Genomic DNA, 18,598 nt, shown 5'->3' on the forward strand with positions numbered 1-18,598 from the left:
CCCGGCCCTCGCCCCGTCACCACTCCAGGGCCCACGGCCTGCCGCTGCCCGCGAAGTGCCCCACGTTCACGCACTCCGTCGCCCCGATCCGCATCCTGCGCGCCAGCGGCTGGTGGACATGCCCGAAGAGCGAATAGCGGGGCCGGGTGCGCCGGATGGCGTCCAGCAGAGCCCGGCTCCCCCGCTCGAAACGGCGCGCGACGGTGTCGTACACCAGCTCCGGCACCTCCGGGGGGATGTGCGTGCACAGCACGTCGACCTCCCCGACCGCCTCGATCTTCGCGGCGTACTCCTCGTCGGAGATCTCGTACGGCGTCCGCATGGGCGTGCGCAGCCCCCCGCCGACGAAGCCGAACGTCCACCCGCCGATCTCCACCCGCTGCCCGTCCAGGACGGTGGTGCCGGGACCGGCGTATTCCGGCCACAGCTGCGGCATGTCGACATTGCCGTAGGTGGCGTACGTCGGGGTGGGGAACGCCGTGAAGAGTTCGGCGTACTGCTTGCGCACCGCCTTCTCGATGGCGGTGAAGCGGTCCCCCTCGATCCCGCCCCACAGCTCGGCGCCGAACGCGCGGGCCTCCTCGAAGCGGCGGGCGGTGCGCAGTTCCACGATGCGGTCGGCGTTCTCCTCGCCGAACAGGTCGGGGAAGATGCCGCGCGAGTGGTCGGCGTAGTCGAGGAAGAGCACCAGGTCACCCAGGCAGATCAGAGCATCGGCACCCTCGCCGGCCCGCGCCAGGTCCCGGGCGTTGCCGTGCACGTCGCTGACCACGTGGACGCGGTGCCGGCTGCTTCGAGGGGGTGTGGATGCCATGGCGATCAAGGGTAGGCGTGTGTGCCGCAGGTGAACAGTCCCGTTCGTGGCCTGCGGTTACTCGCCGGTCGGAGAGGCCGTGGACTACTGTGCGCGAAGGAACGCCATCGTGTGTGACGCAGCGAACATCTGGCCGGGACCCCCTGTCGGGAACCGCATACCGACGGGTAACGTCCGGGCAGTCCAGTCGTGCTCTGGGTTTCAGCCACCGGTAGCCCCGAGCACCAGCCCGAGCCTTGGACCGCACCGTCGCAGCACACAACGTCGTGGCGCCGGCGCCCTATGAGGAGCAGCAGTCTTGCGCGAGTTCAGCCTTCCGGCCTTGTACGAGGTCCCTGCGGACGGAAACCTGACCGACATCGTCCGCAGAAACGCCGCGCAGCATCCCGACGTAGCCGTGATCGCCCGCAAGTCCGGCGGCACCTGGCAGGACGTGACGGCCCGGAAGTTCCTGGCCGAGGTGCACAGCGCGGCCAAGGGCCTCATCGCCGCCGGGGTGCAGCCGGGCGACCGCGTGGGCCTGATGTCCCGGACGCGCTACGAGTGGACGCTCCTCGACTTCGCCATCTGGAGCGCGGGCGCGGTGACCGTGCCGGTGTACGAGACCAGCTCGCCCGAGCAGGTGCAGTGGATCCTCTCCGACTCGGGCGCGACCGCCTGCGTCGTGGAGCTGGACGCGCACGCGGCCGCCGTGGAGGCGGTACGCGACACGCTGCCCGCGCTGAAGAACGTCTGGCAGATCGAGGCCGGCGCCATCGAGGAGCTGGAACGGCTCGGCCAGGACGTGTCGGAGGAGACGGTGGACGAGCGCTCCTCGCTCGCCTGCGCCGACGACCCGGCCACCATCGTCTACACCAGCGGCACCACCGGCCGCCCCAAGGGCTGTGTGCTCACCCACCGCAGCTTCTTCGCGGAGTGCGGCAACATCGTGGAGCGGCTGCGGCCGCTGTTCCGTACCGGCGAGTGCTCGGTGCTGCTCTTCCTGCCGCTGGCCCACGTCTTCGGACGGCTGGTGCAGATCGCGCCGATGATGGCGCCCATCAAACTCGGCTGCGTCCCGGACATCAAGCACCTCACCGACGAACTGGCGGCGTTCCGGCCGACGTTGATCCTCGGTGTGCCGCGCGTGTTCGAGAAGGTCTACAACTCCGCGCGCGCCAAGGCGCAGGCGGACGGCAAGGGTGCCGTCTTCGACAAGGCGGCCGACACCGCGATCGCGTACAGCAAGGCCCAGGACAGCCCGTCCGGACCGTCGCTGGGGCTGAGGATCAAGCACAAGGTCTTCGACAAGCTGGTCTACGGCAAGCTGCGCGCGGTCCTCGGCGGCCGGGGCGAGTACGCCATCTCGGGCGGCGCCCCGCTGGGCGAGCGGCTCGGCCACTTCTTCCGGGGCATCGGCTTCACTGTGCTGGAGGGGTACGGCCTCACCGAGTCCTGCGCGGCGACCGCGTTCAACCCGTGGGACCGTCAGAAGATCGGCACGGTGGGGCAGCCGCTGCCCGGTTCCGTGGTGCGGATAGCGGACGACGGCGAGGTGCTGCTGCACGGCGAGCACCTGTTCAAGGAGTACTGGAACAACCCGGGCGCGACGGCGGAGGCGCTGGCCGACGGGTGGTTCCACACCGGGGACATCGGCACCCTGGACGAGGACGGGTACCTGCGGATCACCGGCCGCAAGAAGGAGATCATCGTCACGGCGGGCGGCAAGAACGTGGCCCCCGCGGTGATCGAGGACCGTATCCGCGCGCACGCGCTGGTCGCGGAGTGCATGGTGGTCGGCGACGGGCGCCCGTTCGTCGGCGCCCTGGTCACCCTGGACGAGGAGTTCCTGGCCCGCTGGGCCGCCGAGCACGGCAAGCCGGCGGGGTCCACGGCGGCGTCGCTGCGCGACGACGCGGAGCTGAACGCCGCGATCCAGGAGGCCGTGGACGACGGAAACGCCGCGGTGTCCAAGGCCGAGTCGGTGCGCAAGTTCCGCGTCCTCGCGTCCCAGTTCACGGAGGACTCGGGCCACCTCACCCCCTCCCTGAAGCTCAAGCGGAACGTGGTGGCGAAGGACTACGCGGACGACATCGAGGCGATCTACGCCAAGTAGGCCGACCGCGCCGACCGCCCGCTCCCGAAGGGGTCCGACGGTCCGTCACCCCGGTCGGCGGACCGTCAGAGCAGGTCCCTCAGCCGCTCCGCGAGCAGGTCCCAGCGCCACTTCTCCTCCACCCACCGGCGGCCCCGCTCCCCCATCGCGCGGCGGAGTCCGGGATCGCCGAGCAGGGTGACGACGCGGTCGGCGACGTCGAGGTGTTCGCCGCCGCGGACCACCCAGCCCGTCTCCCCGTCGAGGACCGCGTCCGGGGCGCCGCCGGAGTCGCCCGCGACGACCGGCAGTCCGGTCGCGGACGCCTCCAGGTAGACGATGCCGAGGCCCTCCACGTCGAGGCCGCCGCGGCGGGTGCGGCAGGGCATGGCGAAGACGTCGCCCGCGCCGTAGTGGGCGGGCAGCTCGGACCAGGGGACGGCGCCGGTGAAGCGGACCGAGGCGTCGACGCCGGTCTCCCGGGCGAGGCGGCGCAGGTCCTGCTCGTAGGGGCCGCCGCCGACGATCAGCAGCACGGCGTCCGGCTCGGCGGCGAGGATCCGGGGCAGGGCCCGGATCAGGGTGTCCTGGCCCTTGCGCGGCACCAGCCGGGAGACGCAGACGACGACCGGGCGGTCGGTGAGGCCGAGCCGGGCGCGCACCTCGTCACCGCCGGAGCCCGGGTGGAAGGTCTTCTCATCGACGCCGGGCGGCAGTTGCGCCATCCGCGCGGCCGCCCCGGGGGTGAGCGCGCCGGCGATCCGGGAGCGGGTGTACTCGCCCAGGTAGGTGATCGTGTCCGTGGCCTCGCCGATCCGGCGCAGCAGCTGCCGGGCCGCGGGCAGCTGGGCCCAGCCGGCCTCGTGCCCGTGGGTGGTGGCCACCAGCCGCCGGGCACCGGCCCGGCGCAGCGCGGGCGCCATCAGCCCGAGCGGTGCCGCGGCCCCGAACCAGACCGAGGTGCAGCCGTGCTCGCGCAGCAGCCCCGCCGCGCGCCGGGTCGCCCCGGGGGTGGGCAGCAGCATGGTCGTACGGTCGCGTACGACGGTGAAGGGCTGTTCGGCGTCGAAGGCGGCCGTCGCCTCGGCGCCCTCCCGGCCGCGCTTCCAGGTGGAGGCGTAGACGACCAGCCGGTCGGGGTCCAGGCGCAGCGCCATGTTGTGCAGGAATGCCTGGATGCCGCCCGGCCGGGGCGGGAAGTCGTTGGTCACGATCAGGGTCTTGTGCATCGCCGCCGACCCTACCGAACCGGCCGTCCGGCACCGGGCGGCGGCCGGTGCGTTGGCACGGCCCGGGGCGCTCGGGACATCATGGTCCCCCGGCACGGGACTCGGACCGCAATCGAACGGCAGGGGAACACGTGGAGACCAAGGACGCCCGGCGGTCGCCGGCGTACCTGCTCGCGACCTGGTGCGTCACCCGTGCGGTGCTGCTGCTCTTCGTCCTCGGGGTGTACGTCTTCCCCGGTCCCGACGTCACCACGGACGTCTCGGTGATCTACCACAACTGGTACCAGGTGCTGCACCAGGGCACGTTCCCGCTGGACGACGTCACCTGGCAGTACCCGCCGGCCGCGGCGCTGGCGATCCTCGCGCCCGACCTGCTGCCCTTCCTCTCCTACCCGCACGCCTTCTTCGCGCTGGCGTTCCTCGCCGACCTGGTGGTCCTGGCGCTGCTGCTGCGGTCGGCCCGGCGGCCCGGCCGGTCGCGGCGCGGGGCCTGGGTGTGGGTGGCCGGCGTACCGCTGCTCGGGCCGACGGTGTACGCGCGCTACGACGTGATGGTGACCGCGGTGGCCGTGGCGGCGCTGCTCGCGGGGGCACGGCATCCCCGGGTGATGGGGGCGCTGACGGCCTTCGGGGCGCTGCTGAAGGTGTGGCCGGCGCTGCTGCTGGCCGGTGCGGTGCGGCGCCGGGCGTGGGTGTCGGCGGCGGTGACCGGGGTGGCGCTCGCGGCGGCGTTCGCGGTGTGGATGCCGGGCGCGTTCGCCTTCCTGACCTTCCAGCGGGAGCGGGGCACGGAGGTGGAGTCGCTGGGCGCCCTGGTCTTCCACGTGGCCCGGCACTTCGGCTGGAGCGGGCAGGTGCTGCTGAACTACGGCTCGATCGAGTTCCTGGGCCCGTACGTGCCCGAGGTGAGCGCGGCGGCGCTGGCCCTGACGGCGGGCGCGTTCGGCTGGCTGCTGCTGTGGCGCCTCAGGGCCCGCCGCTTCCCGCCGCCCACCCTGACGGACGCGGCGCTGACCGCCGTGCTCCTCTTCACCACCACCAGCCGCGTGATCAGCCCCCAGTACCTGGTCTGGCTGATCGGCCTGGCCGCCGTCTGCCTGACCCACCGCGCCTCCCGGATGACCGCCCCCGCGCTCCTGGTCCTGGCGGCCTCCTTCCTGACCGTCCTGGAATTCCCCGTCGGCTTCGTCCACGTGGTCACCAGCGACTGGTACGGAATCACCCTCCTGCTCCTGCGCAACGCCCTGCTGGCCGCCGCGACCCTGCTCGCGGCCCACCACCTGTGGCGCACCACGGCCTCCCCCACGCCGACCCCTCTCCAGCCCCTCCCCACCACCACGGAAACCCCGGTCTCCCCCTGAGCCGCGTGCGCTCAGCCCAGCTCCGTCCTGACGTACTTCTGCCAGCGGGCGGTGAAGGTGGCCGGGGTCAGGCCGAGGATGTCGTGCAGGGCGGTCTCGACGGCGCCGGGGCGGGTGGTGTGGGTGCCGACGGCGCGGTAGAAGGCGGTGAGGCGGGCCGGGCTCCACTGGTCGGCGATCATGCGGCAGGCCAGCCAGCCGCTCTCGTAGGCGCGGGCCAGTGCGGTGGGGTCGCTGGTGAAGCCGAAGTCCTTGTCGGCGGGGAGCGCGGTGGGTACCCGGCCGTCGCCGACGGCGCGGGCCAGCTCCGGGGCGGCCTGCGCCGGGGTGCGGTCGGTGCCCAGGTAGCCGATCCAGTCGGCGTAGCCCTCGGAGAGCCACAGGGGGGTGGCCGCGGTGGTACGGGTGCGGGTGGCGACGTGGGTGGTCTCGTGGGTGAGGACGACCTGTCTGCCCATCGTGCCGAGGACCGCGTACGCGTCCGGGTTGATCACCACCCGGTCGGCCGGCGTCCGCCCCGCGCCGCCCGCCTCTCCGGTGGTCACGGCGGCGATCCCCCGGTAGTTCGCGGCGGGCGAGCCGAGCAGGCCCGCCATGCCCGTCAGGGACGCGGGGACCAGGACGACCACCCGGCGCGTCCAGTCGGTGCCCCACTCCTCGGACACCGCCGGTACCGCCCGGTCGGCCATCCGGGCGTACGCGCGCAGCTTCGCCACCGGCTGCCCGGTGCCCAGCACCAGGCTGTGCGCGCCGGGTACGGCGGTCACCGCGCCCTGGTCCCACAGCTGCTGCCCGGACTTCCCGGCCGGCCGGTCGGCGGTGACGTACCAGGTGCCGGAGGCGGTGCGGGCCAGGGTGAGGGTGCGCCGGGTGTCGACGGGGGCCTGGTCGTACCCGGCGACCCGGTAGGCGAGGTCGGCGTCCGCGGTGGCCCCCGCCGCGGTGCGCCGCAAGGTGGTGATCCGGTAGTCCCAGGAGGCCAGCGGCAGGGCGCGCAGCCTGGTGTACTCGGCGCTCGCGCCCGTCGCGCCGTACGCCTGCGCGTCATGCCGCAGCAGCGCCGCCGAGCGCAGGTCGAGGAGGTGCTGCACCTCGCCCTTCGCGGAGTCGGCCGCCGTCCGCCCGGCGCATCCGGCCAGGGGCAGCAGCAGGCACAGGGCCAGCGCCCCGACGCTTCTCACCCGCCTGCCACCGGCCATCACACGATCGTACGGCGCGCCGCCGGGGCGTCAGGGCCGGGTCACCGAGGAGACCGGCATCATCCCCACCGGGTCGTAGCGCACCGCCGCTCCCGGATGGGGCGCGTGGATGACCTGGCCGTGGCCGACGTACATCGCCACATGGCTGGCGTCGGAGCGGTAGATCACCAGGTCGCCGGGGCGGGCCTGGGAGAGCGGGACGCGCCGCCCCGCGAACCGCTGCTCCTGGGAGGTGCGGGGCAGCTGGATGCCGGCGTGCGCGTACGACCACTGCATCAGGCCCGAGCAGTCGAAGCCGGCGGGCCCGTTGGCGCCCCACACATAAGGGCGGCCGAGCGCGGAGCGGGCGGCGGCCAGGGCCGCGGCGGCACGCACGCCGGGGGCGCCGGCCACGCCGGGCAGACCGGACAGACCGGGCAGGCCGAGCCGGTCGGGGCCGGCCGAGCGGGAGGACCGTTCGTAGGCGGCGCGGTCGGACGCGGACAGCGAGTTCAGCAGCTGCCGGGCCCGCGCGAGTTTGTCCTCCACCGCCCGCTTGTGCGCGGCGACCGCCCGGCGGCTGCGGTCCAGCGCGTCGAGCTCGTCGGCCGCCTCCGCCCGCTCCTGGTCCAGCTCGCGCAGTGCGGAGCGCAACTCCCGCAGCCGGCCCGCCTCCTGGGCGCTGATCCGGTCGAGGGTGGCCGCCTTGTCGAGGTAGTCGTCCGGGTCGTCGGAGAACAGCAGCGCGACGGCCGGGTCGATGCCGCCCGAGCGGTACTGCGCCCCGGCCAGCGAACCCAGCTCCTCGCGCAGCGTGTTGACGTCCTGCTGGCGGCGGGCGACGCGGTCCTGGGCGTAGCGGACCTCGCGGCGCAGCGCGTCGGTGCGCTCCTGGGCCCGGTCGTAGGCCTGGGTCGCCTGCTCGGCCTGCGTGTAGAGCCGGTCCACCTCGGCGCGGGCGTCGGGATGCGGCGCGGCCTGCGCCGGTACCGCTCCGAGGGCCGCGACGGCGGCCGACAGGGCGCACAGGGCTGCGGCACCCCGGTCGAACCGGTCGAATCCGGCCGGTACGCGGCGCTGACCGGACGGTGCAAGGCGACGATGGGACCCCACGGGCTGCCGAACCCCTTCCACTGGCTGACACGGACGGCGTTCCCCGGCGCCTGGGGACGGGGAGGCCCCGGCGTCGGGGAAACGCGGCAGACAGTAGCCGTGCGGAAGGGCCGCGGCCAAAGACCGCGACGGCGACAAAGAGTGACGCCCCGACGCTGACGCAGGTCACCGGCGGGGCGTGGAGTCAGTTCGCGTCCCGTGGATTCGCCCGATCGGGCGCCCTCCCCGGGAGCGTCGGGGGTTTAGACCCGGACGCCGAACTGGAACGGCATGTCGGACATCGCCTCATAGCGCACCACCGCACCGGTGTGCGGCGCGTGCAGCACCTGGCCGTTGCCCGCGTACAGACCGACGTGGTGGATGTCGCCGTAGAAGAACACCAGGTCGCCGACCTTGAGCTGGCTCTGGCTGTAGATCCGGGTGCCTATGTTGGCCTGCTGCTCGGAGGTGCGCGGGATGGAGACGCCGGCCTGCGCGTAGGCGTAGGAGGTCAGACCCGAGCAGTCGAAGGAGGAGGGGCCGGTGGCGCCGTAGACGTACGGCTTGCCGAGCTGGCCCTGGGCGGCGGCGAAGGCGGCCGCGGCCCTGCCGGAGGCGGGCGGGGCGTCGCCGAGGTTCACCCGCTCGCTGGAGGAGCGGTCGGCACGCTGCTGCTGGGCGGCGAGGTCGGCCTTCTCCTTGGCGGTGAGGCTGTTGAGGATCTTCTGGGCGGCGGCCAGCTTGCCCTGGACTTCCTTCTTCTTGTTGCCCAGTTCGGTGCGGGTGTCCGCGAGGTCCTTGAGCTTCTCGGTGGCCTCGGAGCGCTCCTGGGCGAGCTCGCGCTGCTTGCTCTGGATCTTGCGCAGCGCGTCGACCTGCTGGCTGCTGAGCTGGTCGAGGGTGGACGCCTTGTCGAGGAAGTCGTCCGGGTTGGAGGAGAGGAAGAGCTGGACCGAGGGGTCGATACCGCCGGAACGGTACTGCGCCGTGGCCAGCGAACCCAGGCCGTCGCGCAGCTTGTTGAGGTCTTCCTGACCCCGCGCGACGTTGTCCTGGATCGTGGAGATCTCCTTCTGGAGCTTCTGCTGCTTCTCCTTGGCCCCGTCGTACTTCTCGGTGGCCTGCTCGGCCTGCTCGTACAGCTTGTCGACCTTGGACTTGACCTGGTCCTTGCTGAGCTTCTCGCTCGGCGCGGCGTTCGCGGCGTTCGCGCTGAGCACGACGGCGGCGGCTGCTGCGGTGGTCAGCACGGTCACGCGTGCACGGCTCTGCTGCTTGGGTCGACGGTGGGACGCCACGGAGGACGAACTCCTTCTTGTGAGTGTTCACCCGTTCGGAGGTTCGAGGCCCGACCCTAGTGACCATGTTGTGATCATTCAAATCCTCACGGCAAAAATTCCCGTCACGCAATGCATTCTTTGCACACAATCCACGAGCAGTGATGGCCGATTGACCCTACGTCGTGTGACAGGGCGCCCAATTCGGGCATTCGATGCGCTTGTTGGGCCTTCAGGACAGTCGCTTCAGAAGTACCGCAGAGGCCACGGGACGGGCACCCGCCCGCGCCACGCCGTCGGCCACCTCGCGGTCGGTGGAGGCGACGATGACCGGCCGGCCCGGCGGCTCCGCGCGGACCAGCTGGCGGATCAGCTCGTCGGCCGTGACGCCCGGCTTGGAGAACAGCACCCGCACCCCGCGCGGCGGCGCGAGCAGCACCGGCGCGGCCAACTCGGCGCCGTCGAAGACGCAGGTCACCTCGGCGCCGGTCTGCGCGGCGAGCGCGGACAACTGGCCCAGCAGCCGCAGCCGCTGCTTCTCCAACGGCATCTGCGGATAACCGGTCTTGGTCACGTTGTAGCCGTCGACGACCAGATGCGCCTGCGGCAGCGCGAGCAACTGGTCGAGAATCGCCGGGTCGTGCTCGGACAGAGCGCGCGCCGCGATGTCCTTCGGCGTCATCCGGCCCGGCTCCACCGCGTCGACGGTCTCCGCCGGGCGCACGGACACCGGCGGCAGCGCCAGCTCGCGCCGCAGGCCCTGGGTGGCGTCCAGGAGGGTGTCGAGGAGTAGCCGTACCCGCATGTCTTCCACGCTGCGCCCCTCGCGGGCGGCCTTGCGGGTGGCCTCCAGGGCCGCCTCCGCCTCGCCGAGCCGCGCCTTGAGCCGCCGGGACTCGCTCTCCGCGGCCGACACCCGGGTGCCCGCCTCGGCGCGCACGGCGTCCATCTCGCCCTGCGCCTTGCGCAGGGCGGCCTCGCCCCGGCGCACATCGCTCTGCGCCGAGCGCAGCTTGCGGTTCAGCGACTCCAGGTCGCGCTTCGCCGACTCCAGCTCCGCGCGCAGCCGTTCGGTCTCGGCTCTGGTGTGCTCGCGGGCGCGGTCCAGTTCGGCGCGCAGCCGCTCCAGTTCGGCGCGGCTCTCCTCGTCGGCCCGCTCGGCGTCGGCCCGCTGGGCCTCCTCGCCGGCCGCGGTGACCAGCTTCACCCAGCCCGCCGGGCGCAGCACATAGGCGGCCGCAGCCACGTCGAGCGGGTCGACGGCCGCGGGCGCGGAGCCGGCCTCCAGGGCGCCGGCCAGCTCCGGCTGCGCGGCGCGGAACTTCTCGCCGATCCGCTGCCGGAACAACGTGTCGGTCTCCAGCGCCGCGGCCATCGCGTTCCCGGCGAACTTCGCGCGGCGATTCGGGGCGAAACGGGCGTACTGCCGCAGCTGTGCGGGCAGTTCGGCCACGGTCAGCTTGCCGAAGCACTCCGAGACGATCGCGACGACCCTGCGGCGCACCCCGTCGGGCAGCGGACGGTCAAGCACCTCAGCGGTGCCGTCGCCCGGCCCCCCGCCTGCGCTCTCCACCATCCGTCACACCCCACTACCTTGCCGAAGAAATGCCTCTTCGGGCCCGGCCCCCTCAGGAGCCGGTGCCCGGCCTGTCCACGAGTTCCACCTGGTCCACCGCGTTGCACCAGCGGCAGCGCACCGATTCGATGGTCTCACTGACCACCTGGCGCTCCTCCACCGTCGGCTCGCCCGCGAGGTCGAGGTGGACATACTCCACGACCTTCGAGGAGCGCGTGACGTCGAAGCGGGTGAGGTTGCCGCACAGGGTGCAGCGCCATCGCGTCGTGGCGGTCGGCTGGGGAACCGTCATCGTGCCCTTCCCGGGTCGGTCGGACCACGCCGGCGGGCCGACGGGTGTGGCTCGTAACCCTACGGCCTGGCGGCCTCTCGCCGCCCGTCCATCCGAGGCGGCGAGGCGGTCTGTCGGCTTGCGTCCGGTTACGTCATGCTCTGTGTTCATGATCAGCGAGTGGAGTGCGGCGGCCGGCAGGACCTTCAGGACACTCCGGGACGCGCCGATGACGTACGGCCTGATCGCCCTGTGCTGTCTGATCTTCGTATTGGGCCCCGCCTCCGGGATCGTCCCCGGGTACGGCACCGGATACGTGCTCCAGGACGCGCAGCGGGTGTACTTCCGGACCTGGGGGGTGGTCCCGGCCGAGCTGTTCGCCGCGCCCCGGGCGCACGCGCTGACCCCGGTCACGGCGCTGTTCGTGCACGGGAACTGGGTGCATCTGCTCGGCAACATGCTCTTCCTCCTCGTCTTCGGCGTGCTGACCGAGGAGCGGATGGGCCGGGTGGAGTTCACTCTCTTCTACATCGGCTGCGGCTATCTGGCACTGCTGGGGTACGCCGTCGCCAACGACACCTCCGAACAGTCGCTGGTGGGCGCGTCGGGGGCGATCTCGGCGGTGCTCGGGGCGTTTCTCTTCCTGTTCCCTCGGGCCCGTGTCACCAGTCTCCTGCCGTTCCTCTTCTTCCTGCCGCTGCGCTTTCCCGCGTGGGTCGTGCTGCCGTTCTGGGTCACGCTCCAGTGGCTGGCGGCGGGACGCTCGGCACAGGGGCCGGGGGTGGCCTACCTGGCGCACCTGGTGGGGTTCGGTACCGGGTTCGTCTACGCCTGGGTGCGCTACGGCAGGTGGAGGGGCCCGAGGGGCGGCCTCGCGAGGGCGGTGGCGGGAGACGGGCGGGCTAGAGTGAAATGCGCACCCGAACCGGCCCCCGAGGGAGAGAACCAGCCGTGATCACCGCGATCGTCCTCATCAAGACCAGCGTGGACCGGATTCCCGAGATCGCCGAGCAGATCGCCTCGCTGGAGTCGGTGAGCGAGGTCTTCTCCGTCACCGGTACGTACGACCTGATCGCCATGGTGCGGGTGCGGGAGCACGAGGATCTGGCCGATGTGATCCCGGGCCGGATCAGCAGGATCCCGGGCGTCGAGGCGACGGACACGCACGTCGCGTTCCGCACGTACTCGCAGCACGACCTGGAGGCGGCGTTCGCGATCGGCCTGGACTCCTGACCGTCCGCCGAAAGGCCGCCCCACCGGCCGTCGCCGCCCGCTACGCCACCGGCACGCAGCGGCCCTCCTCCGTACGGTAGGTCCACTTCGCGCCCTCGGTCACCAGCCGCCGCACGGCCGTGACGAAGCGGTCCACGTGCTCGTCCGGGGTGCCCGCGCCGAAGCTCGCGCGGATGGCGTTCAGGGACGGGGCGCCGCACTCGGCGGGGGTCTGAGGGGCCGTGCCCAGCAGGGTGCGCAGCAGCGGATGGGCGCAGAAGAGGCCGTCGCGGACGCCGATGCCGTACTCGGCGGAGAGCGCGGCCGCGAAGTGGGAGCTGTTCCAGCCGTCCACCACGAAGGAGAGCACGCCGACCCGCGGGGCGTCGTCCCCGAACAGGGACAGGACCCTGACCTGCGGGATCTCGGCGAGCCCCGACCGCACCCGGTCGATCAGGTACTGCTCGCGGGTGACCAGCGCGTCCCAGCCGGCCTCGGTGAGGGCCGTACAGGCGGAGGCGACGGCGTAGGCGCCGATGACGTTCGGGGAGCCCGCCTCGTGCCGGGCGGCGCTCTCGTGCCACTCCACCTCCACTCGCCCGTCCGCGCGCCGGGCGACCCTGCGGCTGGCGCCGCCGCCCGCGAGGTACGGCTCGGCTTCCCGCAGCCAGTCGGCACGCCCGGCCAGCACGCCCGCGCCGAAGGGGGCGTACAGCTTGTGCCCGGAGAAGGCGACCCAGTCCACGTCCAGGTCGGTGAGGGAGACCGGGTGGTGCGGGGCCAGCTGGGCGGCGTCCAGGACGATCCGCGCCCCGTGGGCGTGTGCGGCGGCGGCCAGCTCGCGCACCGGCCACAGCTCCCCGGTGACGTTGGAGGCGCCGGTGACGCAGACCAGGGCCGGACCGTACGGGTCCCGGCCGGCGAGGGCCCGCTCCAGCGTCTCGACGGCCTGCCGCGGGCTGCGCGGCGCGTCCAGGTAGGTGACCCGGTCGTCCTGCCAGGGCAGCAGCGCGGCGTGGTGCTCGGTCTCGAAGACGAAGACCCGGCAGTCGGCCGGGACCACCCGGGCCAGCAGGTTCAGCGAGTCCGTGGTCGAGCGGGTGAAGACCACCTGGTCGTCGGCGCGGCAGCCGAGGAACTCCGCGACCGTGCGGCGGGCCTTCTCGAACAGGTCGGTGGAGAACTGGGAGAGGTACCCGGCGCCCCGGTGGACGCTGCCGTAGTAGGGCGCGTAGGCGGCGACGTCGTCCCAGACGCGCTGGAGGGCGGGGGCGCTGGCCGCGTAGTCGAGGGCCGCGTACGCGATGGTGCCGCCGGTGACGAGCGGGACGGTGACATCACGCCCCAGAACGGGCAGCGGGGAACAGATCGACGCGTCGACGGCAACGGTGGAGACGGACATGGGGGAACTCCCGTGAGAACGCACGCCGGAACAGGCGTACGGAAGAAAGGTGAAAGGGGTGCGCGGAGGCGGGGCTCGGCGGCCCTAGCGCATTCGCTTGCTCACAGGAGGCTCCCTCGTACCGACCAGGACCCCTGGCCCGGCGCCGTCAAGAGCGCCCGAGGGGTCCGCGCTTGCCGTAGACCTCGCTGCCTACGACCTGGTCCTCACCCGGGGCACCCCGCCACGGACGGAGGGTTGCCGGACAGTCGGCCGGGGCCTCATGACTGTCACTCATGACCTGGTACGGAAAGTACGCGAAGAGATCGATGTCCCGCAACCCGTGTCCGGATCGCGGGACGATCAGCCGTCGCAGGACGCCGCTCAGGCGTTGCTGGCGGCCACCCAGCGCTCCAGCGTCCGCTTCGCCGCGCCCGAGTCGATGGACTCGGCGGCCCTCGCCATCCCGGCGCGCAGCTGTTCGGCGAGCGGGGCGTCGGCCGGCTCCAGGGCGATGAGGGCCGCCGCCGAGTTCAGCAGCACGGCGTCCCGTACGGCACCCCGCTCGCCGTCCAGCACCCGGCGGGCGACCTCCGCGTTGTACGCCGCGTCCGCGCCGCGCAGGGCCTCCACGGGGGCCGGCTCGATGCCGACGTCCCGCGGGTCGAAGACCTCCTCGGACACCTTGCCGTCGCGCACCACCCACACCCGGGAGGTGGCGGTGACGGTCAGCTCGTCCAGGCCGTCGTCACCGCGGAAGACCAGCGCGGAGTTGCCGCGCTCGGCGAAGACCCCGGCCACCACGGGCGCCATGCGCGGGTCCGCGACGCCCACCGCCTGGGCCCGCACCTTCGCCGGGTTGGTCAGCGGACCGAGCACGTTGAAGGTGGTGCGGATGCCCAACTGGCCGCGCGCGGCGGCGACGTGACGCAGCGAGGGGTGGAACTTCACCGCGAAGCAGATGGTGATGCCGGCCTCCTCGGCGACCTCGGCGACCCGCTTCGGGGTCAGCTGGAGGTTGATGCCCAGCTTCTCCAGGACGTCGGAGGAGCCGGAGGCGGAGGAGGCGGCGCGGTTGCCGTGCTTGACGACCTTCGCGCCGGTGCCCGCGACCACGATCGAGGACATGGTGGAGATGTTCACCGTCTTGGCACCGTCGCCGCCGGTGCCGACGATGTCCACGGCCGGACCCGGCACCTCGATCACGTTCGCGTGCTCGTACATGGTGCGCACGAGTCCGGAGATCTCCTCGACGGTCTCGCCCTTGGCGCGCAGCGCCACCATGAACCCGGCGATCTGGGCGTCGGTCGCCTCGCCCCGCATGATCAGGTCCATCGCCCAGGCGGTGTCGTCCGCGGACAGGTTCTGGCCGGTCAGCAGGCCGTTCAGCAGGGCGGGCCAGGAGCGGCCCGCCGCGGTGTCGCCTCCAGCGGGGGTCACAGCGCTCATCAGCCGCTCCTTGTTGTACACAGTGGTGGAAACTCGTACACCACCTTATCGAGCCCCCGGCACGGGGAAGGGCCCCGTCCGGCTCGCGGACGGGGCCCCTCTGTGGCGTGGCGACGCGGGGATCAGTGGTGGCCGTGGCCGCTCGTGATCTCCTTGTACTCCTCGGAGGTCGGCTTCGGGATCTGGTTGTCCTCGCCGTAGTAGGCGTTGGACAGCTTCGCCCGGAGCTTCTCGGACGCCGTCACCTTGCGCTCGACACCGTTCTCGTCGACCGCGGGGCCGATCTCGGCCGGCGCGTACTGCGTGTGCGTGGTGAGCGTGTGCAGCTGCTCCTGGCTGAGCGGCTCGTGCACCTCGATGAACTCACCGTGCGGCAGCCGCTTGATGATGCCGGTCTCGCGACCGTGCAGCACCTTGTCGCGGTCGCGGCGCTGGAGGCCGAGGCAGATCCGCTTGGTGGCGATGAACGCGATGACCGGGCCGACGAAGAAGAAGATCCGGACGAACCAGGTCACGGCGTTGATCGACAGATGGAAGTGGGTGGCCCACAGGTCGTTGCCACCACCGACCAGCGTGATCATGTACATCGTCACCCAGGCGACACCGAGACCGGTACGGGTCGGGGCGTTGCGCGGGCGGTCCAGGATGTGGTGCTCGCTCTTGTCGCCGGTGATCCAGGACTCGATGAACGGGTAGACCGCCATCGCGCCCAGGACCACGCCGAAGATCACCAGCGGGATGAACACGCCCAGGACCAGGGTGTGGCCCCAGAAGTTGATCTCCCAGCCCGGCATGAAGCGGATCAGACCCTCGGCGAAGCCCATGTACCAGTCGGGCTGGGCGCCGGTGGACACCTGGTCCGGCCGGTAGGGGCCCATGGCCCAGATCGGGTTGATCTGCGCGACCGCGGCGATGGCCGCGATGACACCGAAGACCAGGAAGAAGAAGCCTCCGGCCTTGGCCATGTAGACCGGCAGCAGCGGCATGCCGACGACGTTGTTGTTGGTCTTGCCCGGACCCGCGAACTGCGTGTGCTTGTGGTAGAAGACCAGGATCAGGTGCGCCACCATCAGGCCGAGCATGATGCCCGGCAGCAGCAGGATGTGGATCGAGTAGAACCGGGCGACGAAGTCGTGGCCGGGGAACTGACCGCCGAAGAGGAAGTACGAGATGTACGTGCCGACGATCGGCATGGACAGGATCGCACCCTCGGTGAAGCGCACACCGGTGCCGGAGAGCAGGTCGTCCGGGAGCGAGTAACCGGTGAAACCGGTGAACATGCCGAGGACGAACAGCAGGAAGCCGAACAGCCAGTTGATCTCACGCGGCTTGCGGAACGCGCCGGTGAAGAACACGCGCATCATGTGCACGAACATGCCGGCGAGGAAGATCAGCGCGGCCCAGTGGTGGATCTGCCGGACGAGCAGACCACCGCGCACGTCGAAGGAGATGTGCAGGGTCGAGTTGAACGCCTCCGACATCGTCTGCCCCTGGAGCGGGACATAGCTGCCGTGGTACACGACCTCGTTCATCGACGGGTGGAAGAACAGTGTCAGATAGACACCCGTCAGGATGATGATGATGAAGCTGTACATGCACACTTCGCCCAACATGAACGACCAGTGGTCGGGGAAGATCTTGCGCATGTTGGCCTTGGCCAGGGAGTAGATCCCGAGCCGGCCGTCGGCCCAGTCGGCGATGCGCTCGCCGGCCGGTGCCTTCCCGCGTGCGCGGGAGGTGTCGTTCGCTGCAGTACTCATCCGCGCTCCCAGAATGCAGGACCGACGGGCTCCTCGAAGTCGCCGAGCGCCTGGAGGTAACCCTCACTGTCCACACCGATGCGCAGCTGCGGCAGGGCGTGGCCGGCGGGGCCGAAGATCACTCGGGCGCCGTCGGAGAGGTCGAAGGTGGACTGGTGGCACGGGCACAGCACGTGGTGCGTCTGCTGCTCGTACAGCGAGATCGGGCACCCGACGTGGGTGCAGATCTTGGAGAACGCGACGACGCCCTCGTGCGACCAGTCGAGCTCGCGCTTGTCCTTGATGTTGTCCGGCTGGAGCCGGACGATCATCAGCGCGGCCTTGGCCATCTCGTTCTGGAACTCCTCGTCCGTCTCCTCCAGGCCGTCCGGCTTGGCGAAGGTGAGGGACCCGACCGCGATGTCCTCGGGACGCAGCGGCTGGTTGGTGTTCATGTTGACCAGGCGCTTGCCCTTGGCCCACAGCGTGTGCCGCAGCGAGGTGCCGGGCAGCGGGCCGAGGTCGCGCAGCAGCATGACGCCGGAGAGCGGCACCAGGGCCAGCGCGCCGAACATCGTGTTGCGGATCAGCTTGCGGCGGCCGAGCGCCGACTCCTTGGCGCCCTCGCGGAAGTCCGCGTGGACCTTCGCCCGGACCTCGGGGGTGGCCGCGATCGCGTGCCGGTCGTCTGCGACCTCGACGTCGGACATCAGGGTGCGGGCCCAGTGGACCGCGCCCGCGCCGATGCAGAACAGCGCCACGCCCAGGGTCAGGCCCAGCGCGAAGTTCAGCGCGCTGATGCGCCCGATCGGGAACACGAAGATGTTCTTGTCGTGCGGGATCGTCACGTACGAGACGATGAAGCCGACGGTGGCCAGCATCGAGACCGTGAACAGCAGGGCGACCATACGCTCGGACCGCCTGGCGGCCCGCTCGTCGATGTCCTGGATGCGGTGCTCGTGGGGCGGCAGCCCCGGGTCGGCGAACGGGTGGACCTCGTCCGCGACCGCTACGGCGCCGTGCGCGTGGTCCTGCTCAGCGGGCAGGTTCTCTTCTGGAATGTCTTGGCTACTCATGACTTCTTGGCCTTTGCGGTCCGAGCGGCGACCCAGACGGCGACGGCGATCAGCGCGCCGAGACCGAAGATCCAGGCGAACAGGCCCTCACTGACCGGCCCGAGGCCGCCCAGCTCCAGACCGCCCGGGTTCGTCGTCTCGCTGCTGTCGACCGCGTGCAGGTACGCGATGATGTCCTTCTTGTTCTGCGAGGACATCGTGGTGTCCGGGAAGGACGGCATGTTCTGCGGGCCCGTCTGCATGGCCTCGTAGATGTGCTTCGGGGCGACACCCTCCAGCGAGGGGGCGTACTTGCCCTCGGTGAGGGCACCACCCTTGCCGCTGAAGTTGTGGCACTGCGCGCAGTTGGTGCGGAACAGCTCGCCACCCTTGGCGACGTCCGCGCCGTTCGGACCGTACTGCTGCTTGGTCGGCACGACCGGACCCGCGCCCAGCGACGCGACGTACGCGGCGAGCTGGTCGATCTGGGCCTGGGTGTACACGGTCTTCTTGCGCGGGACCTGGGCGCCCTGCGAGGTCGCGGCCGGCATACGGCCGGTGCCGACCTGGAAGTCGACGGCCGCGGCGCCCACGCCGACCAGGCTCGGCCCGTCGGAGGAGCCCTGCCCACCGGTGCCGTGGCAGCTGGCGCAGCCGACCTCGAAGAGCTTCCTACCCTCCTTGATGGTCAGGGACTGGGAGCCTGCGTCGGCCTGCGCCTTGCCCGCGGGCGCGAACGCGGCGTACAGCCCCCCCGTGGCCGCCAGCGCGAGGAGTAGGACGACGACCGCCGCCAGCGGATGGCGTCGTCGTGCGGAGAGCTTTTTCACGGATTACCCCGGTGTCAGGATCTTCTGCGTCGGTGCTTCTGGACTTAGCGGGAGCGGTCC

16 protein-coding genes and 1 riboswitch are annotated in these 18,598 nt (G+C 71.6%); of the genes, 4 read left to right on the top strand and 12 right to left on the bottom strand.

All coding sequences use genetic code 11. From position 1 onward, the window contains the following. Nucleotides 1–16: 16 nt before the first annotated feature. Nucleotides 17–814, bottom strand: coding sequence for a metallophosphoesterase family protein (locus VT52_RS01095; protein ID WP_079174779.1), 798 nt, complete (start codon nt 812–814; stop codon nt 17–19). Between the two features lie 298 nt (nt 815–1,112). Between VT52_RS01095 and VT52_RS01100 the strand changes: the two genes are divergently transcribed. Then, nucleotides 1,113–2,909, top strand: a complete 1,797-nt coding sequence (locus VT52_RS01100) for an AMP-dependent synthetase/ligase (protein WP_046421302.1) — start codon at nt 1,113–1,115, stop codon at nt 2,907–2,909. Between the two features lie 65 nt (nt 2,910–2,974). Here VT52_RS01100 and VT52_RS01105 read toward each other — a convergent pair whose 3' ends face one another. Further along, on the bottom strand, nt 2,975–4,117 hold the full coding sequence (locus VT52_RS01105) for a glycosyltransferase family 4 protein (protein WP_046421301.1): 1,143 nt from the start codon (nt 4,115–4,117) through the stop codon (nt 2,975–2,977). Nucleotides 4,118–4,248: 131 nt separating this feature from the next. Here VT52_RS01105 and VT52_RS01110 point away from each other — a divergent pair, with 131 nt between their 5' ends. Further along, entirely contained in the window at nt 4,249–5,478 is a 1,230-nt protein-coding gene (locus tag VT52_RS01110; RefSeq protein WP_046421300.1) for a glycosyltransferase family 87 protein, read from the top strand. 11 nt (nt 5,479–5,489) lie between these two features. On the opposite strand, the gene VT52_RS01115 is transcribed toward VT52_RS01110, so the two are convergent. The 5 genes from VT52_RS01115 to VT52_RS01135 form a co-directional block, all read right to left on the bottom strand. After that, the gene (locus VT52_RS01115) at nt 5,490–6,677 is read right to left on the bottom strand and encodes a hypothetical protein (protein ID WP_107481210.1); all 1,188 of its coding nucleotides are present in this window, start codon (nt 6,675–6,677) and stop codon (nt 5,490–5,492) included. Nucleotides 6,678–6,707: 30 nt separating this feature from the next. Beyond that, nucleotides 6,708–7,769 carry a C40 family peptidase gene (locus tag VT52_RS01120; protein ID WP_079174770.1) on the bottom strand — a complete coding sequence of 354 codons (1,062 nt, stop codon included), beginning with the start codon at nt 7,767–7,769 and terminating at the stop codon, nt 6,708–6,710. 242 nt (nt 7,770–8,011) lie between these two features. Beyond that, entirely contained in the window at nt 8,012–9,046 is a 1,035-nt protein-coding gene (locus VT52_RS01125) for a C40 family peptidase (RefSeq protein WP_046421298.1), read from the bottom strand. A 211-nt stretch (nt 9,047–9,257) separates the two neighbouring features. After that, the gene (locus tag VT52_RS01130; RefSeq protein WP_046421297.1) at nt 9,258–10,601 is read right to left on the bottom strand and encodes an NYN domain-containing protein; all 1,344 of its coding nucleotides are present in this window, start codon (nt 10,599–10,601) and stop codon (nt 9,258–9,260) included. A gap of 52 nt (nt 10,602–10,653) precedes the next feature. Then, complete coding sequence (locus VT52_RS01135) at nt 10,654–10,893, bottom strand: hypothetical protein (RefSeq protein ID WP_046421295.1); 240 nt, start codon at nt 10,891–10,893, stop codon at nt 10,654–10,656. A 148-nt stretch (nt 10,894–11,041) separates the two neighbouring features. On the opposite strand from VT52_RS01135, the gene VT52_RS01140 reads away from it, so the two are divergent. Together VT52_RS01140 and VT52_RS01145 are read left to right on the top strand one after the other, a co-directional pair. Continuing rightward, the gene (locus tag VT52_RS01140; RefSeq protein WP_046421369.1) at nt 11,042–11,827 is read left to right on the top strand and encodes a rhomboid family intramembrane serine protease; all 786 of its coding nucleotides are present in this window, start codon (nt 11,042–11,044) and stop codon (nt 11,825–11,827) included. Further along, nucleotides 11,824–12,105: an Lrp/AsnC family transcriptional regulator gene (locus VT52_RS01145; RefSeq protein ID WP_046421294.1), complete on the top strand. Its 282-nt coding sequence runs from the start codon at nt 11,824–11,826 to the stop codon at nt 12,103–12,105. Before VT52_RS01140 ends, VT52_RS01145 begins: the two co-directional genes overlap by 4 nt. A gap of 40 nt (nt 12,106–12,145) precedes the next feature. Here the strand turns inward: VT52_RS01145 and VT52_RS01150 are convergent, their stop codons facing one another. The 5 genes from VT52_RS01150 to qcrC all read right to left on the bottom strand — a co-directional run bounded on the left by VT52_RS01150 (nt 12,146) and on the right by qcrC (nt 18,538). Then, complete coding sequence (locus VT52_RS01150) at nt 12,146–13,486, bottom strand: aminotransferase class V-fold PLP-dependent enzyme (RefSeq protein ID WP_046421292.1); 1,341 nt, start codon at nt 13,484–13,486, stop codon at nt 12,146–12,148. A 164-nt stretch (nt 13,487–13,650) separates the two neighbouring features. After that, nucleotides 13,651–13,767, bottom strand: a riboswitch (SAM riboswitch). A gap of 82 nt (nt 13,768–13,849) precedes the next feature. Then, complete coding sequence (gene trpD, locus VT52_RS01155) at nt 13,850–14,914, bottom strand: anthranilate phosphoribosyltransferase (protein WP_046421368.1); 1,065 nt, start codon at nt 14,912–14,914, stop codon at nt 13,850–13,852. Nucleotides 14,915–15,036: 122 nt separating this feature from the next. After that, nucleotides 15,037–16,674 (bottom strand): cytochrome bc1 complex cytochrome b subunit, encoded by a 1,638-nt coding sequence (gene qcrB, locus VT52_RS01160; RefSeq protein WP_046421291.1) that lies wholly within the window; start codon nt 16,672–16,674, stop codon nt 15,037–15,039. Next, on the bottom strand, nt 16,671–17,729 hold the full coding sequence (gene qcrA / locus VT52_RS01165) for a cytochrome bc1 complex Rieske iron-sulfur subunit (RefSeq protein ID WP_046421289.1): 1,059 nt from the start codon (nt 17,727–17,729) through the stop codon (nt 16,671–16,673). The genes qcrB and qcrA overlap by 4 nt, the downstream gene beginning before the upstream one ends. Further along, entirely contained in the window at nt 17,726–18,538 is an 813-nt protein-coding gene (qcrC, locus tag VT52_RS01170) for a cytochrome bc1 complex diheme cytochrome c subunit (protein WP_046421288.1), read from the bottom strand. The genes qcrA and qcrC overlap by 4 nt, the downstream gene beginning before the upstream one ends. Nucleotides 18,539–18,598 lie beyond the last annotated feature (60 nt).

It is taken from the genome of Streptomyces malaysiense (genome assembly GCF_000980885.2).
GTDB classification, from domain to species: domain Bacteria; phylum Actinomycetota; class Actinomycetes; order Streptomycetales; family Streptomycetaceae; genus Streptomyces; species Streptomyces malaysiense.